Genomic DNA, 24,907 nt, shown 5'->3' on the forward strand with positions numbered 1-24,907 from the left:
GGTCGTCATGTTCAACAGAGATGTTGACTGCCAGACCACTTTCGCGAGCAAGCCCGCTCCCACATTTTTTTGTGTGTCAGCCCAGGAGATCGCGCAGGACCTGGGTGAAGGCGCGATTGCTTTCCTCTTCTCCTGCATGACGCCCGTCACGCACGACCCACTGACCATTGACCAGCACGTCCCGCACTTGGCGATCGCCGCCGGCAAATAACCAACGATTGAGAATCCCGTCGCCACTGGCTGTCGCCAGGTACGGATCGTTGCCGTCCAGCACCAGCCAATCCGCACGTTTGCCGACTTCCAGTGCGCCGATCGGCTGTCCCAGCGCCTGAGCTCCGCCATCCAGCGCAGCGTCGTACAGTGTGCGTCCGACCATCGGCTGATCCGCGCCATACAACCGATTGCGTCGTTGATCCCGCAGACGCTGGCCGTATTCCAGCCAGCGCAATTCTTCCACCACGCTCAATGACACATGGCTGTCGGAACCGATGCCCATGCGCCCGCCCTGAGCAAGGAAATCCACCGCCGGGAAAATCCCGTCGCCGAGGTTGGCTTCGGTGGTCAGGCACAAACCGGCGATGGCGCGACTCTTGGCCATCAGCGTGACTTCTTCCGGATTGGCGTGAGTCGCGTGGACCAGGCACCAGCGCTGATCGACATCGGTATTTTCGTACAGCCATTGCAGCGGACGGCGACCACTCCAGCTCAGGCAGTCATCGACTTCTTTCTGCTGTTCGGCGATGTGAATGTGAATCGGGCATTGCTTGTCGCTGGCGGCTAGCACTTCGCTGATCTGCTGCGGCGTTACCGCGCGCAACGAGTGGAAACACAAACCCAGCGCCTGCGCCGGTTGTTGCGCCAGGATCGGCTGCAAGCGCGACTGAAGCTTCAGGTAGTTTTCGGTAGTGTTGATAAAGCGGCGCTGGCCGTCGTTCGGGGCCTGGCCGCCAAAGCCGGAGTGGCTGTAGAGCACCGGCAGCAAGGTCAAACCGATACCGGCGGAGCTGGCTGCCTGGCTGATGCGCAGCGCCAGCTCGGCTGGATCTGCGTAAGGTTGGCCGCTCGTGTCGTGGTGCACGTAATGAAATTCTGCAACCGAGGTGTAACCGGCCTTGAGCATTTCGATGTACAGCTGACGGGCGATGACGCCGAGTTGTTCCGGGCTGATTTTTCCGACGAGGCGATACATCAAATCGCGCCAGGTCCAGAAACTATCGTTCGGATTACCCGCCACTTCCGCCAGCCCGGCCATGGCCCGCTGGAACGCGTGGGAGTGCAAATTCGGCATGCCCGGCAGCAGCGGACCGCTCAGCCGTTCGGCGTCATCTGCGTGAGAATCGGCCTGGATATGGGTCAGCACGCCATCGGCGCTGACCTCAAGACGTACATTGTTGGCCCATCCACTAGGCAGCAGCGCGCGTTCGGCAAAGAAGGCGGACATGGTTCAGCACCCCATCGTGTGTTATTTGTATATACATATACAGACGTTTGCCTGCTCGGTAAACTCCGGCAAGCTAGCAACCTCTAACAGACGATCAAGGATTAACCGTGCCGACTCCGCCTGCAGTCTCCCCGTTGGCCGCACACATGGGCGACAGTCCGGCGCCCTTGTACGCCCGCGTCAAACAGATGATCACCCAGCAAATCGACAGTGGAAACTGGCCGCCGCACTACCGCGTTCCGTCGGAAAGCGAGCTGGTCAGCCAGCTGGGGTTCAGCCGCATGACCATCAACCGTGCCCTGCGCGAGATGACCGCCGACGGTCTGCTGGTGCGCATGCAAGGCGTCGGCACGTTCGTCGCCGAGCCGAAAAGCCAGTCGGCACTGTTTGAAGTGCACAACATCGCCGACGAAATCGCCTCCCGCGGCCATCGCCACACCTGCAAGGTGATCACCCTTGAAGAAGAGGCCGCCGGTTCCGAACGCGCCCTGGCACTGGACATGCGCGAAGGCCAGAAGGTTTTCCACTCGCTGATCGTGCATTTCGAAAACGATATTCCGGTGCAAATCGAAGACCGTTTCGTCAACGCACTGGTGGCGCCGGAATACTTGAAGCAGGACTTCACCCTGCAAACGCCCTACGCCTATCTGAATCAGGTCGCGCCGTTGACCGAAGGCGAGCACGTGGTCGAGGCGATTCTGGCCGAGCCCTCCGAATGCAAATTGCTGCAGATTGAAAAAGGCGAGCCGTGCCTGCTGATTCGTCGCCGCACCTGGTCCGGCCGTCAGCCGGTCACCGCCGCTCGTTTGATCCATCCAGGTTCCCGTCATCGTCTGGAAGGTCGGTTCCATAAATAGAGAGCATAAATGAGTGAAATGAAGGTTCTACGCGCAAAAGATTACCCGCGCATGCCGTGGAAAAACGGCGGCGGCAGCACCGAAGAAATCACCCGCGATGCCGGCACTGGCCTTGAGGGCTTCGGCTGGCGTTTGTCGATTGCCGATATCGGCGAATCGGGCGGGTTCTCCACGTTCGCCGGTTACGAGCGGATCATTACTGTGTTGCAAGGCGACGGCATGACGTTGCGGGTTGATGGTCAAGACACTTGGCCATTGTTACCGCTGGACCCATTTGCCTTCAGTGGTGAGAGCCAGGTTTCCTGCACATTGCTCGGCGGCCCGATTCGCGATTTCAACCTGATTTATGCGCCGCAGCGTTACAGCGCACGGTTACAGTGGCTGGCTGGCGAGCAGCGGTTTTTCAGCGAGGCTGGGACTGTGCTGGTATTCAGTGTCAGTGAAACGCTTGAAGTGAAGGTCGGTAACAGCGCTTCACAATTGGGTCGCCATGATTGCCTGCAACTTGTCGGTAACACCAAGTTGCTGGAAGTCTCCAGCAGTGGCGCCTGCTGCGTGATCGAGCTGACTGCACGCTGATCCGAAACTCAATCGACTTTATCGCGGGCAAGCCCGCTCCCACAGGATCTTCATCGGACCTGTGGGAGCGGGCTTGCCCGCGATGCTTTTCGTCACCGCAAATCCGTTCCCGAAAGCGCACCAACTTGTTACCGAACGCCCCAGCGTGGCGCAAAACCATGCTCAAGTAACAAACATCGCCCTTGCGCAAAAACCCCTCCGAAAAATTTCATCTTCGCTAGAAGCCTTGATCCAGGCACCTTCCAGCCGTTCCATAACTTTTCTTGAACGCCCATCCAACAAGTTGGCCGCTTGATTGCATATGCTTGTATGTACAAGTAAAGACGTATGCGTATGAGTCGACTGAGACTCCTCGCAACGTCCACTGATTCGCTTGTGGCGCAACGATGCGCACAGGCTGGCTTGCCCACCGCCAGGGTTGGTTTGGATTGATCGCTGAGGAGTCTTTTTCGTGACTGACAATACCCAGAAACCTACGAAGTATCGTAACGTCGAAATCCGCGCTGCCCGCGGTAACAAGCTGACCGCCAAGAGCTGGCTGACCGAAGCGCCGCTGCGCATGTTGATGAACAACCTCGACCCGGAAGTCGCCGAGAACCCTAAAGAACTGGTGGTTTACGGTGGTATCGGTCGTGCTGCGCGTAACTGGGAATGCTACGACAAGATCGTCGAAAGCCTGACCAACCTGAATGACGACGAGACCCTGCTGGTGCAATCCGGCAAGCCGGTCGGCGTGTTCAAGACCCACAGCAACGCCCCGCGCGTGCTGATCGCCAACTCCAACCTGGTACCGCACTGGGCGAGCTGGGAACACTTCAACGAACTCGACGCCAAAGGCTTGGCCATGTACGGCCAGATGACCGCTGGCAGCTGGATCTACATCGGTAGCCAGGGCATCGTTCAAGGCACTTACGAAACGTTCGTCGAAGCCGGTCGCCAACACTACAACGATGACCTGAAAGGTCGTTGGGTCCTGACCGCAGGCCTCGGCGGCATGGGCGGCGCTCAGCCACTGGCCGCGACCCTTGCCGGTGCATGCTCTCTGAACATCGAATGCCAGCAGGTCAGTATCGATTTCCGTTTGAATAGCCGTTATGTCGATGAGCAAGCCACCGACCTCGACGACGCGCTGGCCCGCATCGCTAAATACACCAAGGAAGGCAAAGCGATTTCCATCGCCCTGCTCGGCAACGCGGCTGAAATTCTGCCGGAACTGGTCAAGCGCGGGGTACGCCCGGACATGGTCACCGACCAGACCAGCGCCCACGACCCGCTCAACGGTTACCTGCCGGCCGGCTGGACTTGGGAAGAGTACCGCGCTCGCGCCAAGACCGAGCCAGCCGCTGTCGTCAAAGCTGCCAAGCAATCGATGGCTGTACACGTAAAAGCGATGTTGGAGTTCCAGAAAATGGGCATTCCGACCTTCGACTACGGCAACAACATCCGTCAGATGGCCCAAGAAGAAGGCGTGGAAAACGCATTCGACTTCCCAGGCTTCGTACCGGCTTACATCCGTCCGCTGTTCTGCCGCGGTATCGGTCCATTCCGTTGGGCTGCGCTGTCGGGTAACGCTGAAGACATCTACAAAACCGACGCCAAAGTAAAAGAGCTGATCCCGGACGACGCCCACCTGCACAACTGGCTGGACATGGCCCGCGAGCGCATCAGCTTCCAGGGTCTGCCGGCTCGTATCTGCTGGGTTGGCCTGGGCCTGCGCGCCAAGCTCGGTCTGGCGTTCAACGAAATGGTACGCAGCGGTGAGCTGTCGGCGCCGATCGTGATCGGCCGCGACCACCTGGATTCCGGTTCGGTCGCCAGCCCGAACCGCGAAACCGAATCCATGCAGGACGGTTCCGATGCCGTGTCCGACTGGCCACTGCTCAACGCTCTGCTCAACACTGCGAGCGGTGCGACCTGGGTTTCCCTGCACCACGGCGGCGGTGTCGGCATGGGCTTCTCCCAGCACTCGGGCATGGTGATTGTCTGCGACGGTACTGACGAAGCGGCCGAGCGTATCGCTCGCGTCCTGCACAACGACCCGGCGACCGGTGTCATGCGTCACGCCGATGCGGGTTATCAGATCGCGATCGACTGCGCCAAGGAACAAGGTCTGAACCTGCCGATGATTACCGGCAAGTAACGACAAACCTGTGGGAGCTGCTTTTATGTGAGAGCGAGCAAGCTCGCTCTCACTGGCCAGGCAGTGGCATCGCGCAATACCAGACCGTTGGATCCTGCCGGTCGAGCAGGACGCGATCACTGAACAAAAGCTGAGTGGGGCAAGCCGCGCTGCTGCGGTGTAAAGCCCGACTGGACGTGGACAGGGCTGGATGCCTCTTGACTGCCGTAAGCCAATTCATGATTAGGAGCGTCACACAATGAAATCGAACAAGACCCTGCTGACCACATTGCTTTCCATGGGCCTGCTGGCCAGCGCCGGCGCCACTCAGGCGGCGGGTTGGTGCGAGTCGGGCAAACCGGTGAAGTTCGCCGGCCTGAACTGGGAAAGCGGCATGCTGCTGACCGACGTGATGCAAGTCGTGCTGGAGAAAGGTTACGACTGCAAGGTCGACAGCCTGCCAGGCAACTCCATCACCATGGAAAACGCCCTGAGCAGTAACGACATTCAAGTGTTTGCCGAAGAGTGGGTCGGCCGCAGCGAAGTCTGGAACAAGGCTGAGAAGGCCGGCAAGGTCGTCGGTGTCGGCGCGCCTGTCGTGGGTGCTGTCGAAGGCTGGTACGTGCCGCGCTACGTGATCGAAGGCGACGCCAAGCGCAAGCTGGAGCCCAAAGCCCCGGACCTGAAAGCGATCGCCGACCTGAGCAAATACGCTTCCGTGTTCAAGGACCAGGAAGAGCCGTCCAAGGGCCGTTTCTATAACTGCCCGGCCGGCTGGACCTGTGAGCTGGACAACAGCGAAATGCTCAAGAGCTACGGCCTGGAAAGCACCTACACCAACTTCCGCCCAGGCACCGGCCCGGCGCTGGATGCCGCGGTGCTGTCGAGCTACAAGCGTGGCGAGCCGATCCTGTTCTACTACTGGTCGCCAACGCCGCTGATGGGTCAGGTTGACCTGGTCAAACTCGAAGAGAAGCCAGGCGTGGACAAGAGCGTGACCATCAAGGTCGGCCTGTCCAAGACCTTCCACGAGCAAGCCCCGGAACTGGTGGCCGTGCTGGAAAAGGTCAACCTGCCGATCGACCTGCTGAATCAGAACCTCGGGCGTATGGCCAAAGAGCGGATCGAGTCACCAAAACTGGCGAAAATCTTCCTCAAGGAACATCCTGAAGTCTGGCACGCATGGGTGAGCGAAGACGCAGCCAAAAAGATCGACGCGGCCTTGTAGGTTGAGCCTCTCCGACTGCCATGAATGGCAGTCGGGTGCTTGATCGCAACCCCTTGATTGAGAGTCTCTTATGTTTCCCGAAAGCTTTACCTTTTCCATCGCCGACTGGGTCAACAGTTGGGTCGATTCGCTGGTCACCAACTACGGCGACGTGTTCCGGCACATCTCCGACACCCTGTTGTGGGCCATCGTCAATCTCGAAGGGCTGCTGCGTGCGGCGCCCTGGTGGCTGATGCTGGCGATTGTGGCGGGCGTTGCCTGGCACGCGACCCGCAAAGTCGTCACCACCTCAGTCATCGTTGGCTTGCTGTTCCTGGTGGGGGCGGTCGGCCTCTGGGACAAGCTGATGCAGACCCTGGCGCTGATGATGGTAGCGACGGTCATTTCGGTGCTGATCGGCATTCCGCTGGGCATTCTCTCGGCACGCAGCAATCGCCTGCGTTCGGTGCTGATGCCGCTGCTGGACATCATGCAGACCATGCCGAGTTTCGTGTACCTGATTCCGGTGCTGATGCTGTTCGGCCTGGGCAAGGTCCCGGCGATTTTCGCCACGGTGATTTACGCCGCGCCGCCGTTGATCCGCCTGACCGATCTGGGCATCCGCCAGGTCGATGGTGAAGTGATGGAAGCGATCAACGCTTTCGGTGCCAACCGTTGGCAGCAACTGTTCGGCGTGCAACTGCCGCTGGCCCTGCCGAGCATCATGGCCGGGATCAACCAGACCACCATGATGGCCCTGTCGATGGTGGTAATCGCCTCGATGATCGGTGCCCGTGGCTTGGGCGAAGACGTGTTGGTGGGGATTCAGACCCTCAACGTCGGACGCGGCCTGGAAGCCGGTCTGGCGATCGTGATTCTGGCAGTGGTCATCGACCGCATTACTCAGGCGTATGGTCGGCCACGGCATGAGGTGAGCAAATGAACAACGAAGCCATCAGCAAGATTGAAGTCAAAAACGTCTTCAAGATTTTCGGCAACCGTTCCAAGGACGCGCTGGCCATGATTGGTCAGGGCAAAACCAAGGATCAGGTCCTGTCTGAAACCGGCTGCGTGGTCGGCGTGAACGATTTGTCGTTAAGCATCGGCACCGGCGAGATCTTCGTGATCATGGGCCTGTCGGGTTCCGGCAAATCCACTCTGGTGCGCCACTTCAATCGCCTGATCGACCCGACCAGCGGTGCGATCCTGGTGGACGGCGTGGACATCCTGCAATACGACATGGAAGCCCTGCGCGAATTTCGCCGGCACAAGATCAGCATGGTGTTCCAGAGCTTCGGCCTGCTGCCGCACAAGACTGTCGTGGATAACGTTGCCTACGGTCTGAAAGTGCGCGGCGAGAGCAAGCAAATGTGCACCGAACGTGCGCTGCACTGGATCAACACCGTCGGCCTCAAGGGCTACGAAAACAAATACCCGCATCAGCTGTCGGGCGGCATGCGTCAGCGTGTGGGCCTTGCCCGTGCCTTGGCGGCGGACACCGACATCATCCTGATGGACGAAGCCTTCAGCGCCCTCGACCCACTGATCCGGGCGGAAATGCAGGACCAGTTGCTGGAACTGCAAAAGACCCTGCACAAGACCATCGTCTTTATCACCCACGACCTCGACGAGGCCGTGCGCATCGGCAACCGCATCGCGATCCTCAAGGATGGCCGCCTGATTCAGGTGGGTACGCCACGGGAGATCCTGCATTCGCCAGCGGATGAGTATGTGGATCGGTTTGTTCAGCGGCGGGCTGCTGTGGTCTGAGCAATTTGTGGTGGCTGGGCCGGCCTCTTCGCGGGCAAGCCCGCTCCCACAGGATTTGTGTGCACTGGAAATCCAATGTGGGAGCGGGCTTGCTCGCGAAGGCGTCAGTGAAGCTGCATCAACATTAAGGTTGTACGCACGAGGTTGAAGATGTCCCAGGCTGAAAAAATCGTTATCGCCGACGCCCCGTTGCGTTGGCAGGATGTGGTCGCGGTCGCTCGTCACGGCGCGCAACTTGAACTGTCGGCGCAGGTCTGGGCGCGGATCGAGAATGCTCAGGCAATCGTCCAGCGCATCGTCACCAGCGGCGAACGCGCCTATGGCGTCAACACCGGCCTGGGTGCGTTGTGCAACGTTTCGCTCAAGGATGAACAACTCAGCCAACTGTCGCGTAATACCTTGCTCAGTCACGCCTGTGGCGTTGGCGCTCCCCTGGCCGACGAGCAGACCCGCGCGATCATGTGTGCAGCCATCCGCAATTACAGCCAGGGCAAATCCGGCATTCACCGTCGGGTGGTCGAAGCCCTGCTGGCGCTGCTCAATCGCGGCATCACCCCGCAAGTGCCGTCACAAGGTTCGGTGGGTTACCTGACCCACATGGCCCACGTCGGTATCGCCTTGCTGGGTGTCGGCAATGTCAGCTATCGCGGGCAGATCGTGTCCGCGCAACAGGCGCTGGCGGAAGAAGGTCTGCAACCGGTTCAGCTCGGCGCAAAAGACGGTTTGTGCTTGGTCAACGGTACGCCGTGCATGAGCGGTCTGAGCTGCCTGGCCATTGCCGATGCCACGCGCCTGGTGCAATGGGCTGATGTGATCGGCGCCATGAGCTTCGAAGCGCAACGCGGTCAGATCGCAGCGTTCGACGCCGAGATCATCGCGCTCAAGCCGCACCCAGGCATGCAGCAGGTCGGTATCAACCTGCGAGCGTTGCTCGACGGCAGCGAAGTGATCGCCAGCAGCAAAGGCATTCGTACTCAGGATGCGTTGAGCATCCGTTCAATTCCGCAGGTGCATGGCGCCGCGCGCGATCAACTTGAACATGCGACAAAACAGATCGAAACCGAACTCAACGGCTGCACCGACAACCCGTTGCTGCTGGGCACGCCGGACAACTTCCGCGTCATGTCCCAGGCCAACCCGCACGGTCAGTCCGTGGCATTGGCGGCGGATTTGCTGGCCATCGCCATGGCAGAAATCGGCGCCATCGCCGAACGTCGCCTGGACCGCCTGATCAACCCGCACGTCAGCGGTCTGCCGGCGTTTCTGGTGGCCAATCCGGGAGTGAATTCCGGGATGATGATCGTCCAGTACGTCGCCGCTTCGCTGTGTGCGGAAAACCGTCAGTTGGCGCAACCGGCGGTGCTCGACAACTACGTCACTTCGGGCCTGCAGGAAGATCACCTGAGCATGGGCACCAACGCTGCGCTGAAGCTGCATCGCGCGTTGGAAAACTGCACTCAGATCCTCGCCATCGAGTATCTGCTGGCGGCTCAGGCATTTGAGTTCCTCAAAGAACAACGCTTCGGCGCCGGCACTGATGCTGCCTGGCGTGTGCTGCGCGAGCGCGTCCCTGCTTACGATCAGGACCGCTGGCTGGCACCGGACATCGCCGCCGCTGCTGGCGTGTTGAAAGATTCGAATTTACTGCACAAAGTTTTACCTACTCTCGACTGATTCAAAAAAAGCCAGCGTGCCAAGGCGCCAGCCCCCCACAAGGCGGGAAGCGACGGACAACGGACATCTCCGGAGCGTCTGGTTAGTACTCTTCATGAAAAAGAAGAAAACTCTCAAAAGGAGAATAAATGTGACTGCGCTTAATTTGATTCCCGGCCAACTGAGCCTTGCCCAACTGCGTGATATCTATCAGCAGCCGGTCAAAATCACCCTCGACGAAAGTGCTTCGGCGCAAATCGAAGCCAGCGTCGCCTGCGTGGAACAGATCCTCGCCGAAAACCGTACCGCTTACGGCATCAACACCGGTTTCGGCCTGCTGGCCTCGACCCGCATCGCCAGCGAAGACCTGGAAAACCTGCAGCGCTCGCTGGTGCTGTCCCACGCCGCCGGTGTTGGCGAGCCAATCAGCGACGCGCTCGTGCGGCTGGTCATGGTACTCAAGGTCAACAGCCTGAGCCGTGGTTTCTCCGGCATTCGTCGCGTGGTGATCGACGCGCTGATTGCGCTGATCAACGCCGAGGTTTACCCGCACATTCCATTGAAAGGTTCGGTCGGTGCCTCCGGTGATTTGGCGCCATTGGCCCACATGTCGCTGGTGCTGCTGGGCGAAGGCAAGGCTCGCTACAAAGGCGAATGGATGGAAGCGACCGAAGCGCTGAAAGTTGCCGGTCTGACCCCGCTGACCCTCGCCGCGAAAGAAGGCCTGGCGTTGCTCAACGGCACTCAGGTTTCCACTGCTTACGCCCTGCGCGGACTGTTCGAAGGTGAAGACCTGTTCGCCGGTGCCGTAGCGCTGGGTGCCTTGACCGTTGAAGCGGTACTGGGCTCGCGCTCGCCGTTCGACGCACGCATCCATGCGGCTCGTGGTCAGAAAGGCCAGATCGACGCCGCTGCCGCTTACCGCGATCTGCTGGGCGAGCGCAGCGAAGTGTCCGATTCGCACGAGAATTGCGAAAAGGTTCAGGACCCGTACTCCCTGCGCTGCCAGCCGCAAGTCATGGGCGCCTGCCTGACCCAGTTCCGCCAGGCTGCCGAAGTGCTCGCGGTCGAAGCCAACGCCGTTTCCGACAACCCGCTGGTGTTCGCTGCTGAAGGCGACGTGATTTCCGGCGGTAACTTCCACGCCGAACCGGTGGCCATGGCCGCCGACAACATGGCCCTGGCCATCGCTGAAATCGGCTCCCTGAGCGAGCGTCGTATCTCGCTGATGATGGACAAGCACATGTCGCAACTGCCGCCGTTCCTGGTGGCAAATGGTGGCGTGAACTCCGGCTTCATGATCGCCCAAGTGACTGCGGCGGCACTGGCCAGCGAGAACAAGGCGTTGTCCCATCCGCATTCGGTGGACAGCCTGCCGACTTCCGCGAACCAGGAAGACCACGTGTCCATGGCCCCGGCAGCCGGCAAGCGTCTATGGGAAATGGCGGAAAACACTCGCGGTGTTCTCGCGGTGGAATGGTTGGCTGCGTGCCAGGGGCTGGATTTGCGTGAAGGCTTGAAGACCTCGCCGAAGCTTGAGATGGCTCGCGGGATTCTGCGTGCAGAAGTGCCGTTTTATGAGAAAGATCGCTTCTTTGCGCCGGACATCAATGCGGCGACTGAGTTGCTGGCGACTCGTTGCCTGAATGAGCTGGTTTCGGTGAAGTTGCTGCCTAGCCTGTGATGGACCCTTCGCGAGCAATCCCGCTCCCACAAGGACTGCGCTGAACCTGTGGGAGCGGGCTTGCCCGCGAATCGATTTTGAACAAGACGAGGAACTCGGGATGAAAACTCTCTGGCAACACTGCCACGTCGCAACCATGGCGCAAGGCGTCTACTCGATCATCGAGGATGCGGCCATCGTGACGTCCGGTGCGCACATTGAGTGGATCGGCCCACGCGCTGAACTGCCATCGGGCGAGTACCCGGCCGTCAATGATTTGAAAGGGGCCTGGGTCACCCCGGGCCTGATCGACTGCCACACCCACACGGTGTTCGGCGGTAACCGCAGCGGTGAATTCGAACAGCGCCTTCAAGGTGTGAGCTACGCGCAAATCGCGGCAGCCGGTGGCGGTATCGCCAGCACCGTGCGCGCCACTCGCGCGGCAACCGAAGACGAGCTGTTCGCCAGTGCCGCCAAGCGCCTGAAAAGCTTGATGTGCGACGGCGTGACCACGGTCGAGATGAAGTCCGGTTACGGTCTGGATTTGGCCAGCGAACGCAAAATCCTGCGGGTGATCCGCCGTCTCGGCGCCGAACTGCCAATCAGCGTTCGCAGCACTTGCCTGGCCGCCCACGCCTTACCGCCGGAATATGCGGATCGCGCCGACGACTACATCGACCACATTTGCGCCGAAATGCTTCCGGCCCTGGCCGCCGAAGGGCTGGTGGATGCGGTAGACGCGTTCTGCGAATACCTGGCGTTTTCGCCGGCGCAGGTCGAGCGGGTGTTCATCACCGCACAGGCACTCGGCTTGCCGGTGAAGCTGCACGCCGAACAATTATCGTCCCTGCACGGTTCGAGTCTGGCGGCGCGTTACCATGCACTGTCGGCCGATCACCTGGAATTCATGACCGAAGACGACGCCATCGCGATGGCCGAGTCCGGCACCGTCGCGGTGTTGCTGCCCGGCGCCTTCTACTTCCTGCGGGAAACCCAGTTGCCGCCGATGGATGCCCTGCGCAAACACGGCGTGAAAATCGCCATCGCCAGCGACCTCAACCCAGGCACCTCACCGGCGTTGTCGCTGCGCTTGATGCTCAATATGGCGTGCACCTGTTTCCGCATGACCCCGGAAGAAGCCTTGGCCGGTGCAACGATTCATGCTGCCACCGCGCTGGGCATGTCCGAGACTCACGGTTCGCTGGAAGTCGGCAAGGTGGCGGATTTCGTCGCCTGGCAAATCGATCGTCCGGCCGACCTGTCGTACTGGCTGGGCGGTGATCTGGAAAAACGCGTCGTGCGTCACGGCGTCGAAACAAGCGTTTAGGAGAACAGTTGTGGATAAGGTTCTGAACTTCAAACAAGGCCGCGTGCCGCTGCTGATCAGCATGCCCCACGCCGGTCTGCGTCTGACCCCGGCGGTCGAAGCCGGGTTGATTCCCGACGCGAAAAGCCTGCCGGACACCGACTGGCACATTCCGCAGCTATACGAATTCGCCGCCGAACTGGGCGCCAGCACCCTGGCCGCCGAGTATTCGCGGTTTGTGATCGACCTGAACCGGCCCTCCGACGACAAGCCGTTGTATGTCGGCGCCACCACCGGTCTGTACCCGGCGACGCTGTTCGACGGTATTCCATTGTTCCGCGAAGGAATGGAGCCGTCGGCGGCGGAACGGGCGACGTATCTTGAGCACGTCTGGACGCCCTATCACAGCACCTTGCAGAACGAGCTGGCGCGATTGAAAGCCGAGTTCGGCTATGCGCTGTTGTTCGATGCGCACTCGATCCGTACCGTGATCCCGCACCTGTTCGACGGCAAACTGCCGGACTTCAACCTCGGCACCTTCAACGGCGCCAGTTGCGATCCACAGTTGGCCAGTCAGCTGGAGGCCATTTGCGCGCGCCACGACAATTACAGCCATGTGCTGAACGGTCGTTTCAAGGGCGGCCACATCACCCGGCATTACGGCAATCCGGCCGAGAACATTCATGCCGTACAACTGGAGTTGGGCCAGTGCACCTACATGGAAGAGTTCGCGCCATTCCGTTATCGACCGGATCTGGCGGCGCCGACCCAGGTGGTGTTGAAGGAGTTGTTGCAAGGCTTGTTGGCCTGGGGCGAAAAGCACTACAACGCCTAACCCCGTGGGAGCGGGCTTGCCCGCGAAAGCGGTGGGTCGGTCAACATTGATTTCGACTGACACGCCCTCTTCGCGAGCAAGCCCGCTCCCACAGATCATACCTTCGGCTTGATAGCGGGACAGAACAGTCGCCACCGTGCAAATCTCGGTCGCCTCAGGTCGCTTTTACCGCTCGTCTGCTGCGTAATGTTTGGGCCACGGTGCACAAAGACACCGGCCCCACAATAATCCGCTGCCGCCGAGACCTTCCTTATGAAAAGACTGTTCACCCGCTGTCTCTCAATCCTCTGCGGCACGGCTCTTCTGAGCACCAGCGTCCTGGCCAGTGATGACGCTTCCTGCAAGGCCGTGCGCATGGGCGTGGTCAACTGGACCGATGTGATCGCCACCAGTGGCATGGCCGATGTGCTGCTCAACGGCCTTGGCTATGAAAGCAAGCAGACCAGCGCCGTCCAGCAAATCATCTTTGCCGGCATTCGCGACAAGCGCCTGGACATCTACCTCGGTTACTGGAAACCGGCGATGGACAAGAACATCGCACCGTTCCTCGCCGCCAATCAGGTCAAGGTCATGGACAAGCCGAGCCTGGCCGACGCCCAGGCAACCCTCGCCGTACCTGACTACGTTGCCGCGGCAGGCCTGAAAACCTTTGCCGATATCGCCAGATTCAAGGATCAACTGGGCGGCAAGATCTACGGCATCGAGCCGGGCAGCGGCGCCAATACCACCATCAAGTCCATGATCGAGACCAATCGCTTTGGCTTAAAGGACTTCAAGTTAATCGAGTCCGGTGAGGCCGGCATGCTCGCCGCCGTACAACGGGCGGTGAATCGCAAGGAGTTCGTGGTGTTCGTCGGTTGGACTCCGCATCCGATGAACATCAATATGAAAATTGCCTACCTGACGGGCAGCGAAGACCTCTACGGACCGAATGAAGGGGCAGCTACCGTCTCCACCGTCACCTCCCCGGATTACGCCCAGCGCTGCCCGAACGTGAATCGTCTGCTGGAAAACCTGACCTTCACCGCGTCCCAGGAAAGCCAGTTGATGGTGCCGATCATGGAGCGCAAGACGCCTCAGGACGTTGCCAGACAATGGCTGCGCGACCATCCGGAAGATCTGCAACGCTGGCTTGCCGGTGTCAGCAGTTTTGATGGCAAGGATGGCGTGGCAACCGTTCAGGCCAGTTTGAAAAACTGACACTCCGTCCGTGTGCGGGACCTGTGGGAGCGGGCTTGCTCGCGAAAAGGGTGATTCAGTCGACATCAAATATCGCCTGGTACACCGCCTTCGTGAGCAAGCCCGCCCCCACAAGGTTGTTAAGTCCTGATAGGTACTCCTCACGCATCAATAAACTCTGAAGAGGTTGGCGCAGGCTCATGGTTACTTATCCGCTTTCCGCGCAGATGGCGGCTTTCGTCGAGAAAACCGTCAGCTTCAACAGCACCGACCCCAGCCTCACCGGTTTGCGTCAGGCTTACAGCGAGATGTGCAGGGCGTTCACCCCGCCGCGTCCTGACGGGCTTTACGTGGTTGATTTCGAATTGGCCGGCGTGCTGGTGCGCTCTTATCAACCGCCGGTTTCACCGCCGACCGACGGTTGCCCGTGCATCGTGTATCTGCACGGCGGCGGGTGGGTGGTGGGGGATCTGGACTCCCACGATTTCATCTGCGCCGAACTGGCGTCGACGCTCGGCGTGCTGGTGATCGCCGTCGATTACCGGTTGGCGCCGGAACATCCGTTTCCGGCGGCATTTGATGACTGCCTGAAAGTCTGGCGAGCGCTACGCACGGGGCCGTTTCGGCTCGACCCCGCGCGAACGCTGGTGGCCGGCGACAGTGCCGGCGGCAATCTTGCCGCCGCGCTGTGTCTGGCATTGCGCGACGCGGGCGAGCCCTTGCCGGCTGCGCAGGTCCTTATCTATCCCGGCCTGGGGGGCGATCATCGGTTACCGTCGCGCAGCGAATGCAGCGACGCCCCGTTGCTCAGCAGCAGCGACCTGGACTGCTATCACGCGTTGTATTTGCGCGGTATCCGACAGCCGGGCGCCTACGCCATGCCTTTGCTAGCGCAGGATTTCAGCGGGCTGCCGCCGGCCTTGATCGCCGTGGCGCAATTCGACCCGTTGCGTGATGACGGCGTGTTCTACGCTGAGCGACTGAATGCCGCCGGCGTCGCCGCTACGCTGTACTACGGCGAGGGACTGGTTCACGGCTGTTTGCGGGCGCGGGGGCAGGTCGCCGAGGTCGATGCGCTCTATGAAACCCTGCTCGGATTTCTGGCGGCAAAACTCTGACTCTGCAAGGGCATGCTCATTGGCGTAATTCGGGTTTATGATGCCGGACGGCAGAATAATAGAAGTCCCCCCAGGGATGACCTCGACCCCTTACGGAGCGCGCAATGCAGACTTTGTACCCGCAGATCAAACCTCACGCCCGGCACGATCTGGCCGTCGATAAAACTCACACGCTGTATGTCGACGAAAGCGGTTCACCGGAAGGCTTGCCGGTGGTGTTTATTCACGGCGGCCCCGGCGCCGGGTGTGATGCCCAGAGCCGCCGGTATTTCGATCCAAACCTGTATCGCATTGTGACTTTCGACCAGCGCGGTTGCGGTCGCTCCACGCCCCACGCCAGCCTTGAAAACAACACCACCTGGGATCTGGTCGCCGACCTTGAGCGGATTCGCAAACACCTGGGCATCGACAAGTGGGTGTTGTTCGGCGGCTCCTGGGGTTCGACCCTGGCCCTGGCCTACGCGCAAACACATCCGGAGCGTGTGCACGGTCTGATCCTTCGCGGGATTTTTCTCTGCCGCCCGCAGGAAATCGAGTGGTTCTATCAGAACGGCGCGAGCCGTCTGTTCCCCGATTACTGGCAGGACTACATCGCGCCAATCCCGCTGGACGAGCGCGACGACTTGCTCACAGCCTTCCACAAGCGCCTGATCGGCAACGATCAGATCGCCCAGATGCACGCGGCCAAGGCCTGGTCCACCTGGGAAGGCCGGACCGCAACGCTGCGCCCGAACCCGTTGGTGGTCGATCGCTTCTCCGAGCCTCAGCGCGCGTTGTCTATCGCCCGCATCGAATGTCACTACTTCACCAATAATGCGTTCCTTGAACCGAACCAGTTGATTCGCGACATGGGCAAGATCGCGCATTTGCCTGGTGTGATCGTCCATGGTCGCTACGATGTGATTTGCCCGCTGGATAACGCCTGGGAATTGCATCAGAACTGGCCGAACAGTGAACTGCAGGTCATCCGTGACGCCGGTCATGCCGCGTCCGAACCGGGCATTACCGATGCACTGGTTCGTGCCGCCGATCTGATGGCCCACCGTCTGCTCGATCTGGCGCCTGAAGAAGCATGAAGGGCCTGTTGCAACGCGTGCGTGGCGCGCGAGTCGAGGTAGCGGGGGAGGTGGTAGGCGCAGTTGATCAGGGTTTGTTGGTACTGGTGGCGGTCGAGCCTGAGGATACGCGGGCCAGCGCCGACAAACTTCTGCATAAACTGCTTAACTATCGAGTGTTCAGTGACGCCGAGGGCAAGATGAATCTTTCCCTGGCGGATGTCGGTGGTGGGTTGCTGCTGGTCTCTCAGTTCACCCTGGCTGCCGACACAAAAAACGGGTTGCGCCCGAGTTTTTCGACCGCTGCCCCCCCAGCCCTGGGCGAGGAGCTTTTCGACTATCTATTAGGCAAGGCAAAACAGGTGCATGGCACTGTGGCATCAGGTAGATTCGGCGCGGATATGCAGGTGCACCTGGTCAACGATGGCCCGGTCACCTTCCTGTTACAGGCCTGAAAGCGCTTGAAACATCTTTTTAAGCTCTTTTCGACTGAAAACAGGGGTTTTTCGCGATAAATACTTTGTTACCCCTGATGCGTTGTAACGCGGCCTACTAGATAATCGCGCGCTACGGGGATCAGCGTTCGTTGGTCCATTTTGACTTAGGTAGAGACTTGTCCTGGACCGTTTGGGGAATCATTTGACCCCTGCGGAGTCGGAACAATGCTCGCCAACTTGGCAAGAGTGGTCTGTTGGGTCGGTTTTTCATGCCGCATACCTCACAGGCACTTTAACTGGCCGTTGGTTTTTTGATCTGTTTTCGGCGAGGGTTGCTCGTGATTGTTAGTCCCTGTAATGCACCAAAATTGACTGCCAAACGGTTCCGAAGCGCTCTGGTAGCGGGCTCTGCTCTGCTTTGCCTGCTCAGCGCCGGACAGATTTGGGCATTCAGTCTGGATGATGTATCGGTCAAGGCAAAAGAGCTGGCCGGGCAGAAATACGAAGCCCCGCGCAGTAACCTGCCGAACGAATTCCGCGAAATGAAATTCGCGGACTATCAAAAAATTCGCTTCCGCACCGAAAAAGCCGAATGGGCCGATCAGAAAACCCCGTTCAAGCTGTCGTTCTATCACCAAGGTATGCATTTCGATACGCCGGTGAAAATCAACGAAATCACGGCTAACACCGTCGAAGAGATCAAATACGACTCCAGTCGTTTTGATTTTGGCGATGTGAAGTTCGATCCTAAAGCCACCGAACAGCTGGGTTATGCCGGCTTCCGTGTGCTGTACCCGGTCAACAAGGCTGACAAGCAAGACGAAATCATGACCATGCTCGGCGCGAGCTATTTCCGCGTGGTCGGCAAGGGTCACACCTATGGCTTGTCCGCTCGCGGCATGGCCATCGATACCGCCTTGCCATCCGGTGAAGAGTTCCCGCGTTTCACCGAGTTCTGGATTCAACAGCCAAAACCGGGCGACAAGCACCTGGTGATCTTCGCCCTGCTGGATTCGCCACGCGCCACCGGTGCGTATCGCCTGACCCTGCGTCCGGGCAGTGACACCGTTGTCGACGTCAAAGCCAAGATGTTCCTGCGTGACAAGGTCACCAAGCTTGGCGTTGCGCCGCTGACCAGCATGTTCCTGTTCGGCGCCAACCAGCCGTCGAAAGTGCTGAACTACCGCCGCGAACTGCATGACTCTAGCGGTCTGTCGATCCATGCCGGCAACGGCGAGTGGATCTGGCGCCCACTGAACAATCCGAAACATTTGGCCGTGAGCAACTTCTCGATCGAGAACCCGCGTGGTTTCGGTTTGCTGCAACGTGGTCGCGACTTCAGCCACTACGAAGACCTCGACGACCGCTACGACAAGCGCCCGAGTGCCTGGATCGAGCCAAAAGGCGATTGGGGCAAGGGTTCTGTAGACCTGGTCGAAATTCCAACCGCCGACGAAACCAACGACAACATCGTTGCCTTCTGGAGCCCGGAAAAACTGCCTGAGCCCGGCCAGCCGATGGAATTCGGCTACCGCATGCACTGGACCATCGACGAAGCCGCGCTTCACGCGCCGGACAGCGCTTGGGTCAAGCAGACCCTGCGTTCCACGGGTGACGTCAAGCAGTCCAACCTGATTCGTCAGCCGGACGGCAGCGTCGCCTATCTGGTGGACTTCGAAGGCCCGTCCCTGGCGGCATTGCCGGAAGATACGGATGTTCGCAGCCAGGTCAGCGTTGGCGAGAATGCCGAACTGGTCGAGAACAGCGTGCGCTACAACCCTGACACCAAGGGCTGGCGCCTGACCCTGCGCATGAAGATCAAGGACCCGGGTAAATCCACCGAAATGCGTGCCGCGCTGGTCAAGAACATTGTGACTGCCGACTTGGCCAAGACCGTTCCAGCGTCCAATTCTTCCGTCGTCAAGGCCGACAAGGTTGCCGCCAAGCAACAAGAGAAGATGGACAAGGAAGCCAAGGAAAACAAACTGGCAGAGGTCAAACAGGCCGAAGCCAAGCCAGTTGCAGACTCCAAGGACACGGACAACAAAGACGCCAAGCAGCCAGTCGCTGCCGAAGCGGCCCCAGCCACACCGGAATCGGCGCCGACTGAAGAAGTCCTGACCGAGACCTGGAGCTACCAGTTGCCTGCCGATGAGTAATTCTCAAGTACAGCCAGAGACGCTTTCAGAGTATCTGGCGCATTTACCGATGACCGATGAGCAGCGCGCGGAACTCGCGGGCTGCAAGTCCTTCAGCGAACTGCACGAACGCCTGTCGTCCTCGACGTTCGACGCGCCGACCGAGGCTGCTCAAGCCTCGGTGGGTCGTCGCCTGACTTTGAACACCGCCGAAGAACTGGCCGACGCCGAAATGCTGACGCTGGACGCCAGCGGCCGGGTCTGCCTGCGGGCGACCCCGCCGATCCGCCGGACCAAGGTCGTGCCAGAGCCATGGCGCACCAACATTCTGGTGCGTGGATGGCGTCGTCTGACCGGTCGCACCAATCCGCCGGCCCCGCCGAAAGACGAGAACGTACTGCCGGCGGCTCGCTGGCGTACCGTCGGTTCGATCCGCCGCTACATTCTGCTGGTATTGATGCTCGGTCAGACCATCGTCGCCGGCTGGTACATGAAAGGCATCATGCCGTACCAGGGTTGGTCGTTCGTCGACCTGAACGAAGTCCTGCATCAGCCATTCCTGCAAACCGTCACGCAAGTGCTGCCGTATGCGCTGCAAACCAGCATCCTGATTCTGTTCGGGATTCTGTTTTGCTGGGTCTCGGCCGGTTTCTGGACCGCGCTGATGGGCTTCCTCGAGTTGCTCACCGGCCACGACAAATACCGCATTTCCGGTAAAAGTGCCGGCAACGAGCCGATCGCCAAGGATGCGCGCACCGCACTGGTGATGCCGATCTGCAACGAAGACGTGCCGCGGGTATTCGCCGGTCTGCGGGCGACTTTCGAGTCGGTTGCGGCCACGGGTGACCTGGATCGCTTCGACTTTTTCGTCCTCAGCGACAGTAACGACGCCGATATCTGCGTCGCCGAGCAGCAGGCCTGGCTGGACGTCTGCCGCGAAGCCAAGGGCTTTGGCAAGATCTTCTATCGCCGCCGTCGCCGTCGCGTAAAACGTAAAAGCGGCAACCTCGACGACTTCTGCCGTCGCTGGGGTGGTGACTACAAATACATGGTCGTGCTCGACGCTGACTCGGTGATGAGCGGTGACTGCCTGACCAGTCTGGTGCGCTTGATGGAAGCCACGCCGGACGCCGGGATCATCCAGACCGCGCCACGCGCATCGGGCATGGATACGCTCTATGCACGCATGCAGCAGTTCGCGACCCGTGTGTACGGTCCGCTGTTCACCGCCGGCCTGCACTTCTGGCAGTTGGGCGAATCCCACTACTGGGGCCACAACGCAATCATCCGTATGAAGCCGTTTATCGAGCACTGCGCCCTGGCGCCGCTGCCCGGTAAAGGTGCGTTCGCCGGTGCGATCCTGTCCCACGACTTCGTTGAAGCTGCGCTGATGCGCCGTGCCGGCTGGGGCGTGTGGATTGCCTATGACTTGCCGGGCAGCTACGAAGAACTGCCGCCGAACCTGCTGGACGAACTCAAGCGTGACCGTCGCTGGTGCCACGGCAACCTGATGAACTTCCGTCTGTTCCTGGTCAAGGGCATGCACCCGGTGCACCGCGCGGTGTTCCTGACCGGCGTGATGTCTTACCTGTCGGCGCCGTTGTGGTTCTTCTTCCTCGTGCTGTCGACAGCGCTGCTGGCGGTCAACACACTGATGGAACCGCAATACTTCCTTGAACCGCGCCAGCTCTATCCGTTGTGGCCTCAATGGCACCCGGACAAGGCAATTGCGCTGTTCTCGACGACCATCGTGCTGCTGTTCCTGCCGAAGTTGCTGAGCATCATCCTGATCTGGGCCAAGGGCGCGAAAGAGTTCGGTGGCAAGTTCAAGGTAACGCTGTCGATGCTGCTGGAGATGCTGTTCTCCATGCTGCTGGCGCCGGTGCGGATGATTTTCCACACCCGTTTCGTGCTCGCCGCGTTCCTCGGCTGGGCTGCGACCTGGAACTCGCCGCAACGTGATGATGACTCCACGCCATGGAGCGAGGCGGTCAAACGCCACGGGCCGCAGACTCTGCTGGGCTTCTTCTGGGCCTTGCTGGTGATCTGGCTGAACCCGAGCTTCCTCTGGTGGCTGGTGCCGATCGTCGGTTCGTTGATGCTGTCGATCCCGGTGTCGGTGATTTCCAGCCGTGTCGGCCTGGGTCTCAAGTCCCGTGACGAGAGCCTGTTCCTGATCCCTGAGGAATACAATCCGCCACAGGCGTTGCTGGCGACTGACCAGTACACCCATGAAAACCGTTGGCATGCGCTGAATGACGGTTTCATCCGGTCGGTGGTCGATCCGCAACAGAACGCTTTGGCGTGCTCGCTGGCGACGTCGCGTCACGGCGAGGCCGAGCCGATCGAATGGCTGCGGATCGAGCGGGTTCGACATGCAATGAAGGTCGGGCCTGAAGGGCTGACCAACAATGAGCGTGTGGCCCTGTTGAGTGACCCTGTCGCATTGGGTCGTTTGCATGAGCAGATCTGGAACGAAGGTCACATCGAGTGGCTGGGTGCGTGGCGTAAATCGGTGAAGGCCGATCCCCATGCGCCGCTGTTGCCGCTCAAACCGCTGAGCGTGCAGCCGCAGCTGGCGTGATGAACCGAAAAGCCCCGCTTTCGAAAGGAAGCGGGGCTTTTTCTTGTGCTCAAATCCTCCAACCCCTTGTGCAAACGAGCGAGTGCGTTAGCATCCGTCCCCGAATTGGTGCGCCCGGACAACTTTCTGTTCGTATCGGCCGGTTTCCCCAGGGAAAGCCGCCGTTTGCGCGCCTCATAACGCAATGGTTTTGGGGACTTGATGATGAAGAAGTATCTCTCGATGCTGCTGGTCGGCGTCACGGCATTGGTTGCAGTCAGCGCGGCGCAGGCCGGTGCCATTGATGACGCGGTTAAGCGCGGCACGCTGAAAGTCGGCATGGACCCGACCTACATGCCGTTCGAAATGACCAACAAACGCGGCGAGATCATCGGCTTCGAAGTCGACATCCTCAAAGCCATGACCAAGGCCATGGGCGTCAAACTGGAGCTGGTGTCTACCGGTTACGACGGCATCATCCCGGCGCTGCTCACCGACAAATTCGACATGATCGGCAGCGGCATGACCCTGACCCAGGAACGCAACCTGCGCCTGAACTTCAGCGAACCGTTCATCGTAGTCGGCCAGACCTTGCTGATCCGCAAGGAGCTGGAAGGCACCATCAAGTCCTACAAAGACCTGAACACCGCCGATTACCGCATCACCTCGAAACTGGGCACCACCGGCGAGATGGTCGCCAGGAAGCTGATTTCCAAAGCCAAATACCACGGCTACGACAACGAGCAGGAAGCGGTGCTCGACGTGGTCAACGGCAAGGCCGATGCCTTCATCTACGACGCGCCTTACAACGTCGTGGCGGTGAACAAGGTCGGCAACGGCAAACTGGTGTTCCTCGACAAGCCATTCACTTTCGAGCCGCTGGCCTTTGGTCTGAAGAAGGGTGACTACGACAGCATCAACTTCATCAACAACTTCCTGCACCAGATCCGCGAAGACGGCACCTACGATCGCATCCATGACAAGTGGTTCAAGAGCACCGAGTGGCTCAAGGACATGGAGTAAGGCTCGGTCAGATAGACCGCGTCGTTCCATTCGCGAGCAAGCCCGCTCCCCCAGTTGACCGCGTGCACCTGTGGTCGCGGGCTTGCCCGCGAAGACGGCCTTCCTGGCGACACAGAATCCGGAACCTGCAAACCCGATGAAACAGAAAAAAGCCTTATGGCCGTGGCACGTATTAACCGTGCTGGTGCTGATCGGCCTGGCTGGCGCGTTGTATTACGCCACTTCGCTGATGTCCTACGAATGGCGCTGGAACCGCGTGCCGCAGTACTTCGCCTACCACGCCGAAGAGTCCCAGCGCGCCGCCGACATTTCCACCGTCAGTGAACTGGTGCGCAAGGGCGACAAGGCTGAAGTCACCTTGCGCAACGATTCAGGTACAGAGCAGCATCTGATCGTCGACGACAACAGCCTCCAAGTCGCCCAGGGCGATGATGTGGCCGAAGGCGACGTGATCGGCGTGACCCGCCATTGGGCCGCCGGGCCGCTGATGTGGGGCCTTTGGACGACCTTGTGGTTGTCCGTGGTGTCTGGGGTGCTCGGTCTGTTGATCGGTCTGGCCACCGGGTTGTGCCGTTTGTCGAACAACCCGACCCTGCGCGACCTCTCGACGATTTACGTCGAACTGGTGCGTGGCACGCCGCTGCTGGTGCAGATTTTCATTTTCTACTTCTTCATCGGCACCGTGATGAACCTGTCCCGGGAATTCGCCGGGATCGCCGCGCTGTCGCTGTTCACCGGCGCCTACGTTGCAGAGATCATCCGCTCCGGCGTGCAGTCGATCGCCCGTGGCCAGAACGAAGCCGCGCGTTCGCTGGGATTGAGCGCCGGCCAGTCGATGCGTCATGTGGTCTTGCCACAAGCGCTCAAGCGCGTGCTGCCGCCGCTGGCTGGCCAGTTCATCAGTCTGGTCAAGGACACTTCGCTGGTGTCGGTGATCGCGATTACCGAACTGCTGAAAAGCGGTCGCGAAGTCATCACCACGTCGTTCTCGCCGTTCGAAATCCTGTTCTGCGTGGCCGGTCTGTATTTGTTGATCAACCTGCCGCTGTCGAAAATCGCCAGCCGGCTTGAACGGAGGCTCGCGCAAAGTGATTGAAGTCCGCGATCTGGTAAAAGTCTTCGACACCCGCGGCCACGAGGTTCGCGCGGTGGATAACGTCTCCACCAACGTTGCCAGGGGCGAAGTGTTGGTGGTGATCGGTCCGTCCGGCTCCGGCAAGTCGACTTTCTTGCGTTGCCTCAACGGCCTGGAAGAGTTCGATTCGGGTTCGGTGAGCATCGACGGCCTGCAACTGGCTGACCCGAAAACCGACGTGAACGCTTACCGCCGGGAAGTCGGCATGGTGTTCCAGCATTTCAATCTGTTCCCGCACATGACCGTGCTGGAAAACCTCTGCCTGGCCCAGAAAGTCGTGCGCAAGCGCGGCAAGAAGGAGCGCGAGGCCAAGGCCTTGGCATTGCTGGAGAAGGTCGGTATTGCGCAGAAGGCCAATGAGTTTCCGTCGCGTCTTTCCGGTGGCCAGCAGCAACGCGTGGCGATTGCCCGGGCATTGGCCATGGAACCCAAGGTCATGCTGTTCGATGAACCGACTTCGGCGCTGGACCCGGAAATGGTCGGTGAAGTACTGGATGTGATGAAAACCCTGGCCGTGGAAGGCATGACCATGGTCTGCGTCACCCACGAAATGGGATTCGCGCGGGAAGTGGCGGATCGAGTGCTGTTTTTCGATCACGGAAAGTTGCTGGAAGACGCCTCGCCGGCGGAGTTCTTCGATGCACCAAAGGATCCGCGGGCTCAGGCCTTCTTGCGGCAGGTTCTTTAATCTCAGCGCCTGACGAACCGCATTCGCGAGCAAGCCCGCTCCCACATTGGCTCTCTGGTGCCCACACATGGTGAGTTCACAGAAGGTCTAGTGTGGGAGCGGGCTTGCTCGCGAATGGCATCACCCCGGTCCCAAGCGAAC

At 60.0% G+C, this 24,907-nt stretch carries 20 protein-coding genes; 19 read left to right on the top strand and 1 reads right to left on the bottom strand.

The features are described 5' to 3' along the window. Positions 1-76 precede the first annotated feature (76 nt). The gene (locus ACA055_RS01660; RefSeq protein WP_497682077.1) at positions 77-1,441 is read right to left on the bottom strand and encodes a formimidoylglutamate deiminase; all 1,365 of its coding nucleotides are present in this window, start codon (positions 1,439-1,441) and stop codon (positions 77-79) included. A 146-nt stretch (positions 1,442-1,587) separates the two neighbouring features. Here ACA055_RS01660 and hutC point away from each other — a divergent pair, with 146 nt between their 5' ends. From hutC to ACA055_RS01755, 19 genes are all read left to right on the top strand, one after another. Then, entirely contained in the window at positions 1,588-2,298 is a 711-nt protein-coding gene (gene hutC, locus ACA055_RS01665) for a histidine utilization transcriptional repressor HutC (protein WP_170948611.1), read from the top strand. A gap of 9 nt (positions 2,299-2,307) precedes the next feature. Beyond that, a complete protein-coding gene (locus tag ACA055_RS01670) occupies positions 2,308-2,877 on the top strand; it encodes a HutD/Ves family protein (RefSeq protein ID WP_497682078.1) in 570 nt (189 codons plus the stop codon). Between the two features lie 451 nt (positions 2,878-3,328). Then, complete coding sequence (hutU, locus tag ACA055_RS01675; RefSeq protein WP_033055312.1) at positions 3,329-5,017, top strand: urocanate hydratase; 1,689 nt, start codon at positions 3,329-3,331, stop codon at positions 5,015-5,017. A 238-nt stretch (positions 5,018-5,255) separates the two neighbouring features. Beyond that, entirely contained in the window at positions 5,256-6,224 is a 969-nt protein-coding gene (locus ACA055_RS01680; protein WP_497682079.1) for an ABC transporter substrate-binding protein, read from the top strand. 70 nt (positions 6,225-6,294) lie between these two features. Beyond that, on the top strand, positions 6,295-7,146 hold the full coding sequence (locus tag ACA055_RS01685; RefSeq protein ID WP_109627516.1) for an ABC transporter permease: 852 nt from the start codon (positions 6,295-6,297) through the stop codon (positions 7,144-7,146). Continuing rightward, positions 7,143-7,973 carry a quaternary amine ABC transporter ATP-binding protein gene (locus ACA055_RS01690; RefSeq protein WP_497682080.1) on the top strand — a complete coding sequence of 277 codons (831 nt, stop codon included), beginning with the start codon at positions 7,143-7,145 and terminating at the stop codon, positions 7,971-7,973. Before ACA055_RS01685 ends, ACA055_RS01690 begins: the two co-directional genes overlap by 4 nt. Before the next feature lie 150 nt (positions 7,974-8,123). Further along, on the top strand, positions 8,124-9,647 hold the full coding sequence (gene hutH, locus ACA055_RS01695; protein WP_497682081.1) for a histidine ammonia-lyase: 1,524 nt from the start codon (positions 8,124-8,126) through the stop codon (positions 9,645-9,647). A 94-nt stretch (positions 9,648-9,741) separates the two neighbouring features. After that, on the top strand, positions 9,742-11,310 hold the full coding sequence (gene hutH, locus ACA055_RS01700; protein WP_497682082.1) for a histidine ammonia-lyase: 1,569 nt from the start codon (positions 9,742-9,744) through the stop codon (positions 11,308-11,310). A 100-nt stretch (positions 11,311-11,410) separates the two neighbouring features. Further along, positions 11,411-12,616, top strand: coding sequence for an imidazolonepropionase (hutI, locus tag ACA055_RS01705; protein ID WP_497682083.1), 1,206 nt, complete (start codon positions 11,411-11,413; stop codon positions 12,614-12,616). A gap of 10 nt (positions 12,617-12,626) precedes the next feature. After that, positions 12,627-13,430: an N-formylglutamate deformylase gene (gene hutG / locus ACA055_RS01710; RefSeq protein WP_497682084.1), complete on the top strand. Its 804-nt coding sequence runs from the start codon at positions 12,627-12,629 to the stop codon at positions 13,428-13,430. Positions 13,431-13,682: 252 nt separating this feature from the next. Then, a complete protein-coding gene (locus ACA055_RS01715) occupies positions 13,683-14,630 on the top strand; it encodes a choline ABC transporter substrate-binding protein (protein ID WP_497682085.1) in 948 nt (315 codons plus the stop codon). A 179-nt stretch (positions 14,631-14,809) separates the two neighbouring features. Beyond that, the gene (locus ACA055_RS01720) at positions 14,810-15,727 is read left to right on the top strand and encodes an alpha/beta hydrolase (RefSeq protein WP_497682086.1); all 918 of its coding nucleotides are present in this window, start codon (positions 14,810-14,812) and stop codon (positions 15,725-15,727) included. A 104-nt stretch (positions 15,728-15,831) separates the two neighbouring features. Beyond that, entirely contained in the window at positions 15,832-16,803 is a 972-nt protein-coding gene (gene pip, locus ACA055_RS01725; protein WP_497682087.1) for a prolyl aminopeptidase, read from the top strand. Beyond that, positions 16,800-17,237 carry a D-aminoacyl-tRNA deacylase gene (gene dtd, locus ACA055_RS01730; protein ID WP_497682088.1) on the top strand — a complete coding sequence of 146 codons (438 nt, stop codon included), beginning with the start codon at positions 16,800-16,802 and terminating at the stop codon, positions 17,235-17,237. Before pip ends, dtd begins: the two co-directional genes overlap by 4 nt. 320 nt (positions 17,238-17,557) lie before the next feature. Further along, the gene (locus ACA055_RS01735; RefSeq protein WP_497682089.1) at positions 17,558-19,378 is read left to right on the top strand and encodes a glucan biosynthesis protein G; all 1,821 of its coding nucleotides are present in this window, start codon (positions 17,558-17,560) and stop codon (positions 19,376-19,378) included. Continuing rightward, positions 19,371-21,941 (top strand): glucans biosynthesis glucosyltransferase MdoH, encoded by a 2,571-nt coding sequence (mdoH, locus tag ACA055_RS01740; RefSeq protein ID WP_497682090.1) that lies wholly within the window; start codon positions 19,371-19,373, stop codon positions 21,939-21,941. Before ACA055_RS01735 ends, mdoH begins: the two co-directional genes overlap by 8 nt. Before the next feature lie 204 nt (positions 21,942-22,145). Continuing rightward, the gene (locus ACA055_RS01745) at positions 22,146-22,943 is read left to right on the top strand and encodes a transporter substrate-binding domain-containing protein (RefSeq protein ID WP_497682091.1); all 798 of its coding nucleotides are present in this window, start codon (positions 22,146-22,148) and stop codon (positions 22,941-22,943) included. 136 nt (positions 22,944-23,079) lie between these two features. Further along, complete coding sequence (locus ACA055_RS01750; protein ID WP_497682092.1) at positions 23,080-24,039, top strand: amino acid ABC transporter permease; 960 nt, start codon at positions 23,080-23,082, stop codon at positions 24,037-24,039. Continuing rightward, the gene (locus ACA055_RS01755; protein ID WP_497682093.1) at positions 24,032-24,766 is read left to right on the top strand and encodes an amino acid ABC transporter ATP-binding protein; all 735 of its coding nucleotides are present in this window, start codon (positions 24,032-24,034) and stop codon (positions 24,764-24,766) included. Before ACA055_RS01750 ends, ACA055_RS01755 begins: the two co-directional genes overlap by 8 nt. Positions 24,767-24,907: the final 141 nt, after the last annotated feature.

The organism is Pseudomonas sp. LBUM1657, assembly GCF_059716075.1.

What these genes read in the sequence shown, in the direction of transcription:
- ACA055_RS01680 (WP_497682079.1), top strand. Translation starts at nt 5,256, where the DNA reads ATGAAATCGAACAAGACCCTGCTGACCACATTGCTTTCCATGGGCCTG.
- ACA055_RS01750 (WP_497682092.1), top strand. Translation starts at nt 23,080, where the DNA reads ATGAAACAGAAAAAAGCCTTATGGCCGTGGCACGTATTAACCGTGCTG.
- ACA055_RS01715 (WP_497682085.1), top strand. Translation starts at nt 13,683, where the DNA reads ATGAAAAGACTGTTCACCCGCTGTCTCTCAATCCTCTGCGGCACGGCT.
- ACA055_RS01685 (WP_109627516.1), top strand. Translation starts at nt 6,295, where the DNA reads ATGTTTCCCGAAAGCTTTACCTTTTCCATCGCCGACTGGGTCAACAGT.
- mdoH (WP_497682090.1), top strand. Translation starts at nt 19,371, where the DNA reads ATGAGTAATTCTCAAGTACAGCCAGAGACGCTTTCAGAGTATCTGGCG.
- ACA055_RS01690 (WP_497682080.1), top strand. Translation starts at nt 7,143, where the DNA reads ATGAACAACGAAGCCATCAGCAAGATTGAAGTCAAAAACGTCTTCAAG.
- dtd (WP_497682088.1), top strand. Translation starts at nt 16,800, where the DNA reads ATGAAGGGCCTGTTGCAACGCGTGCGTGGCGCGCGAGTCGAGGTAGCG.
- ACA055_RS01660 (WP_497682077.1), bottom strand. Translation starts at nt 1,441, where the DNA reads ATGTCCGCCTTCTTTGCCGAACGCGCGCTGCTGCCTAGTGGATGGGCC.
- hutC (WP_170948611.1), top strand. Translation starts at nt 1,588, where the DNA reads ATGGGCGACAGTCCGGCGCCCTTGTACGCCCGCGTCAAACAGATGATC.
- ACA055_RS01670 (WP_497682078.1), top strand. Translation starts at nt 2,308, where the DNA reads ATGAGTGAAATGAAGGTTCTACGCGCAAAAGATTACCCGCGCATGCCG.
- hutH (WP_497682081.1), top strand. Translation starts at nt 8,124, where the DNA reads ATGTCCCAGGCTGAAAAAATCGTTATCGCCGACGCCCCGTTGCGTTGG.
- hutH (WP_497682082.1), top strand. Translation starts at nt 9,742, where the DNA reads ATGAAAAAGAAGAAAACTCTCAAAAGGAGAATAAATGTGACTGCGCTT.
- ACA055_RS01745 (WP_497682091.1), top strand. Translation starts at nt 22,146, where the DNA reads ATGAAGAAGTATCTCTCGATGCTGCTGGTCGGCGTCACGGCATTGGTT.
- hutI (WP_497682083.1), top strand. Translation starts at nt 11,411, where the DNA reads ATGAAAACTCTCTGGCAACACTGCCACGTCGCAACCATGGCGCAAGGC.
- ACA055_RS01720 (WP_497682086.1), top strand. Translation starts at nt 14,810, where the DNA reads ATGGTTACTTATCCGCTTTCCGCGCAGATGGCGGCTTTCGTCGAGAAA.
- pip (WP_497682087.1), top strand. Translation starts at nt 15,832, where the DNA reads ATGCAGACTTTGTACCCGCAGATCAAACCTCACGCCCGGCACGATCTG.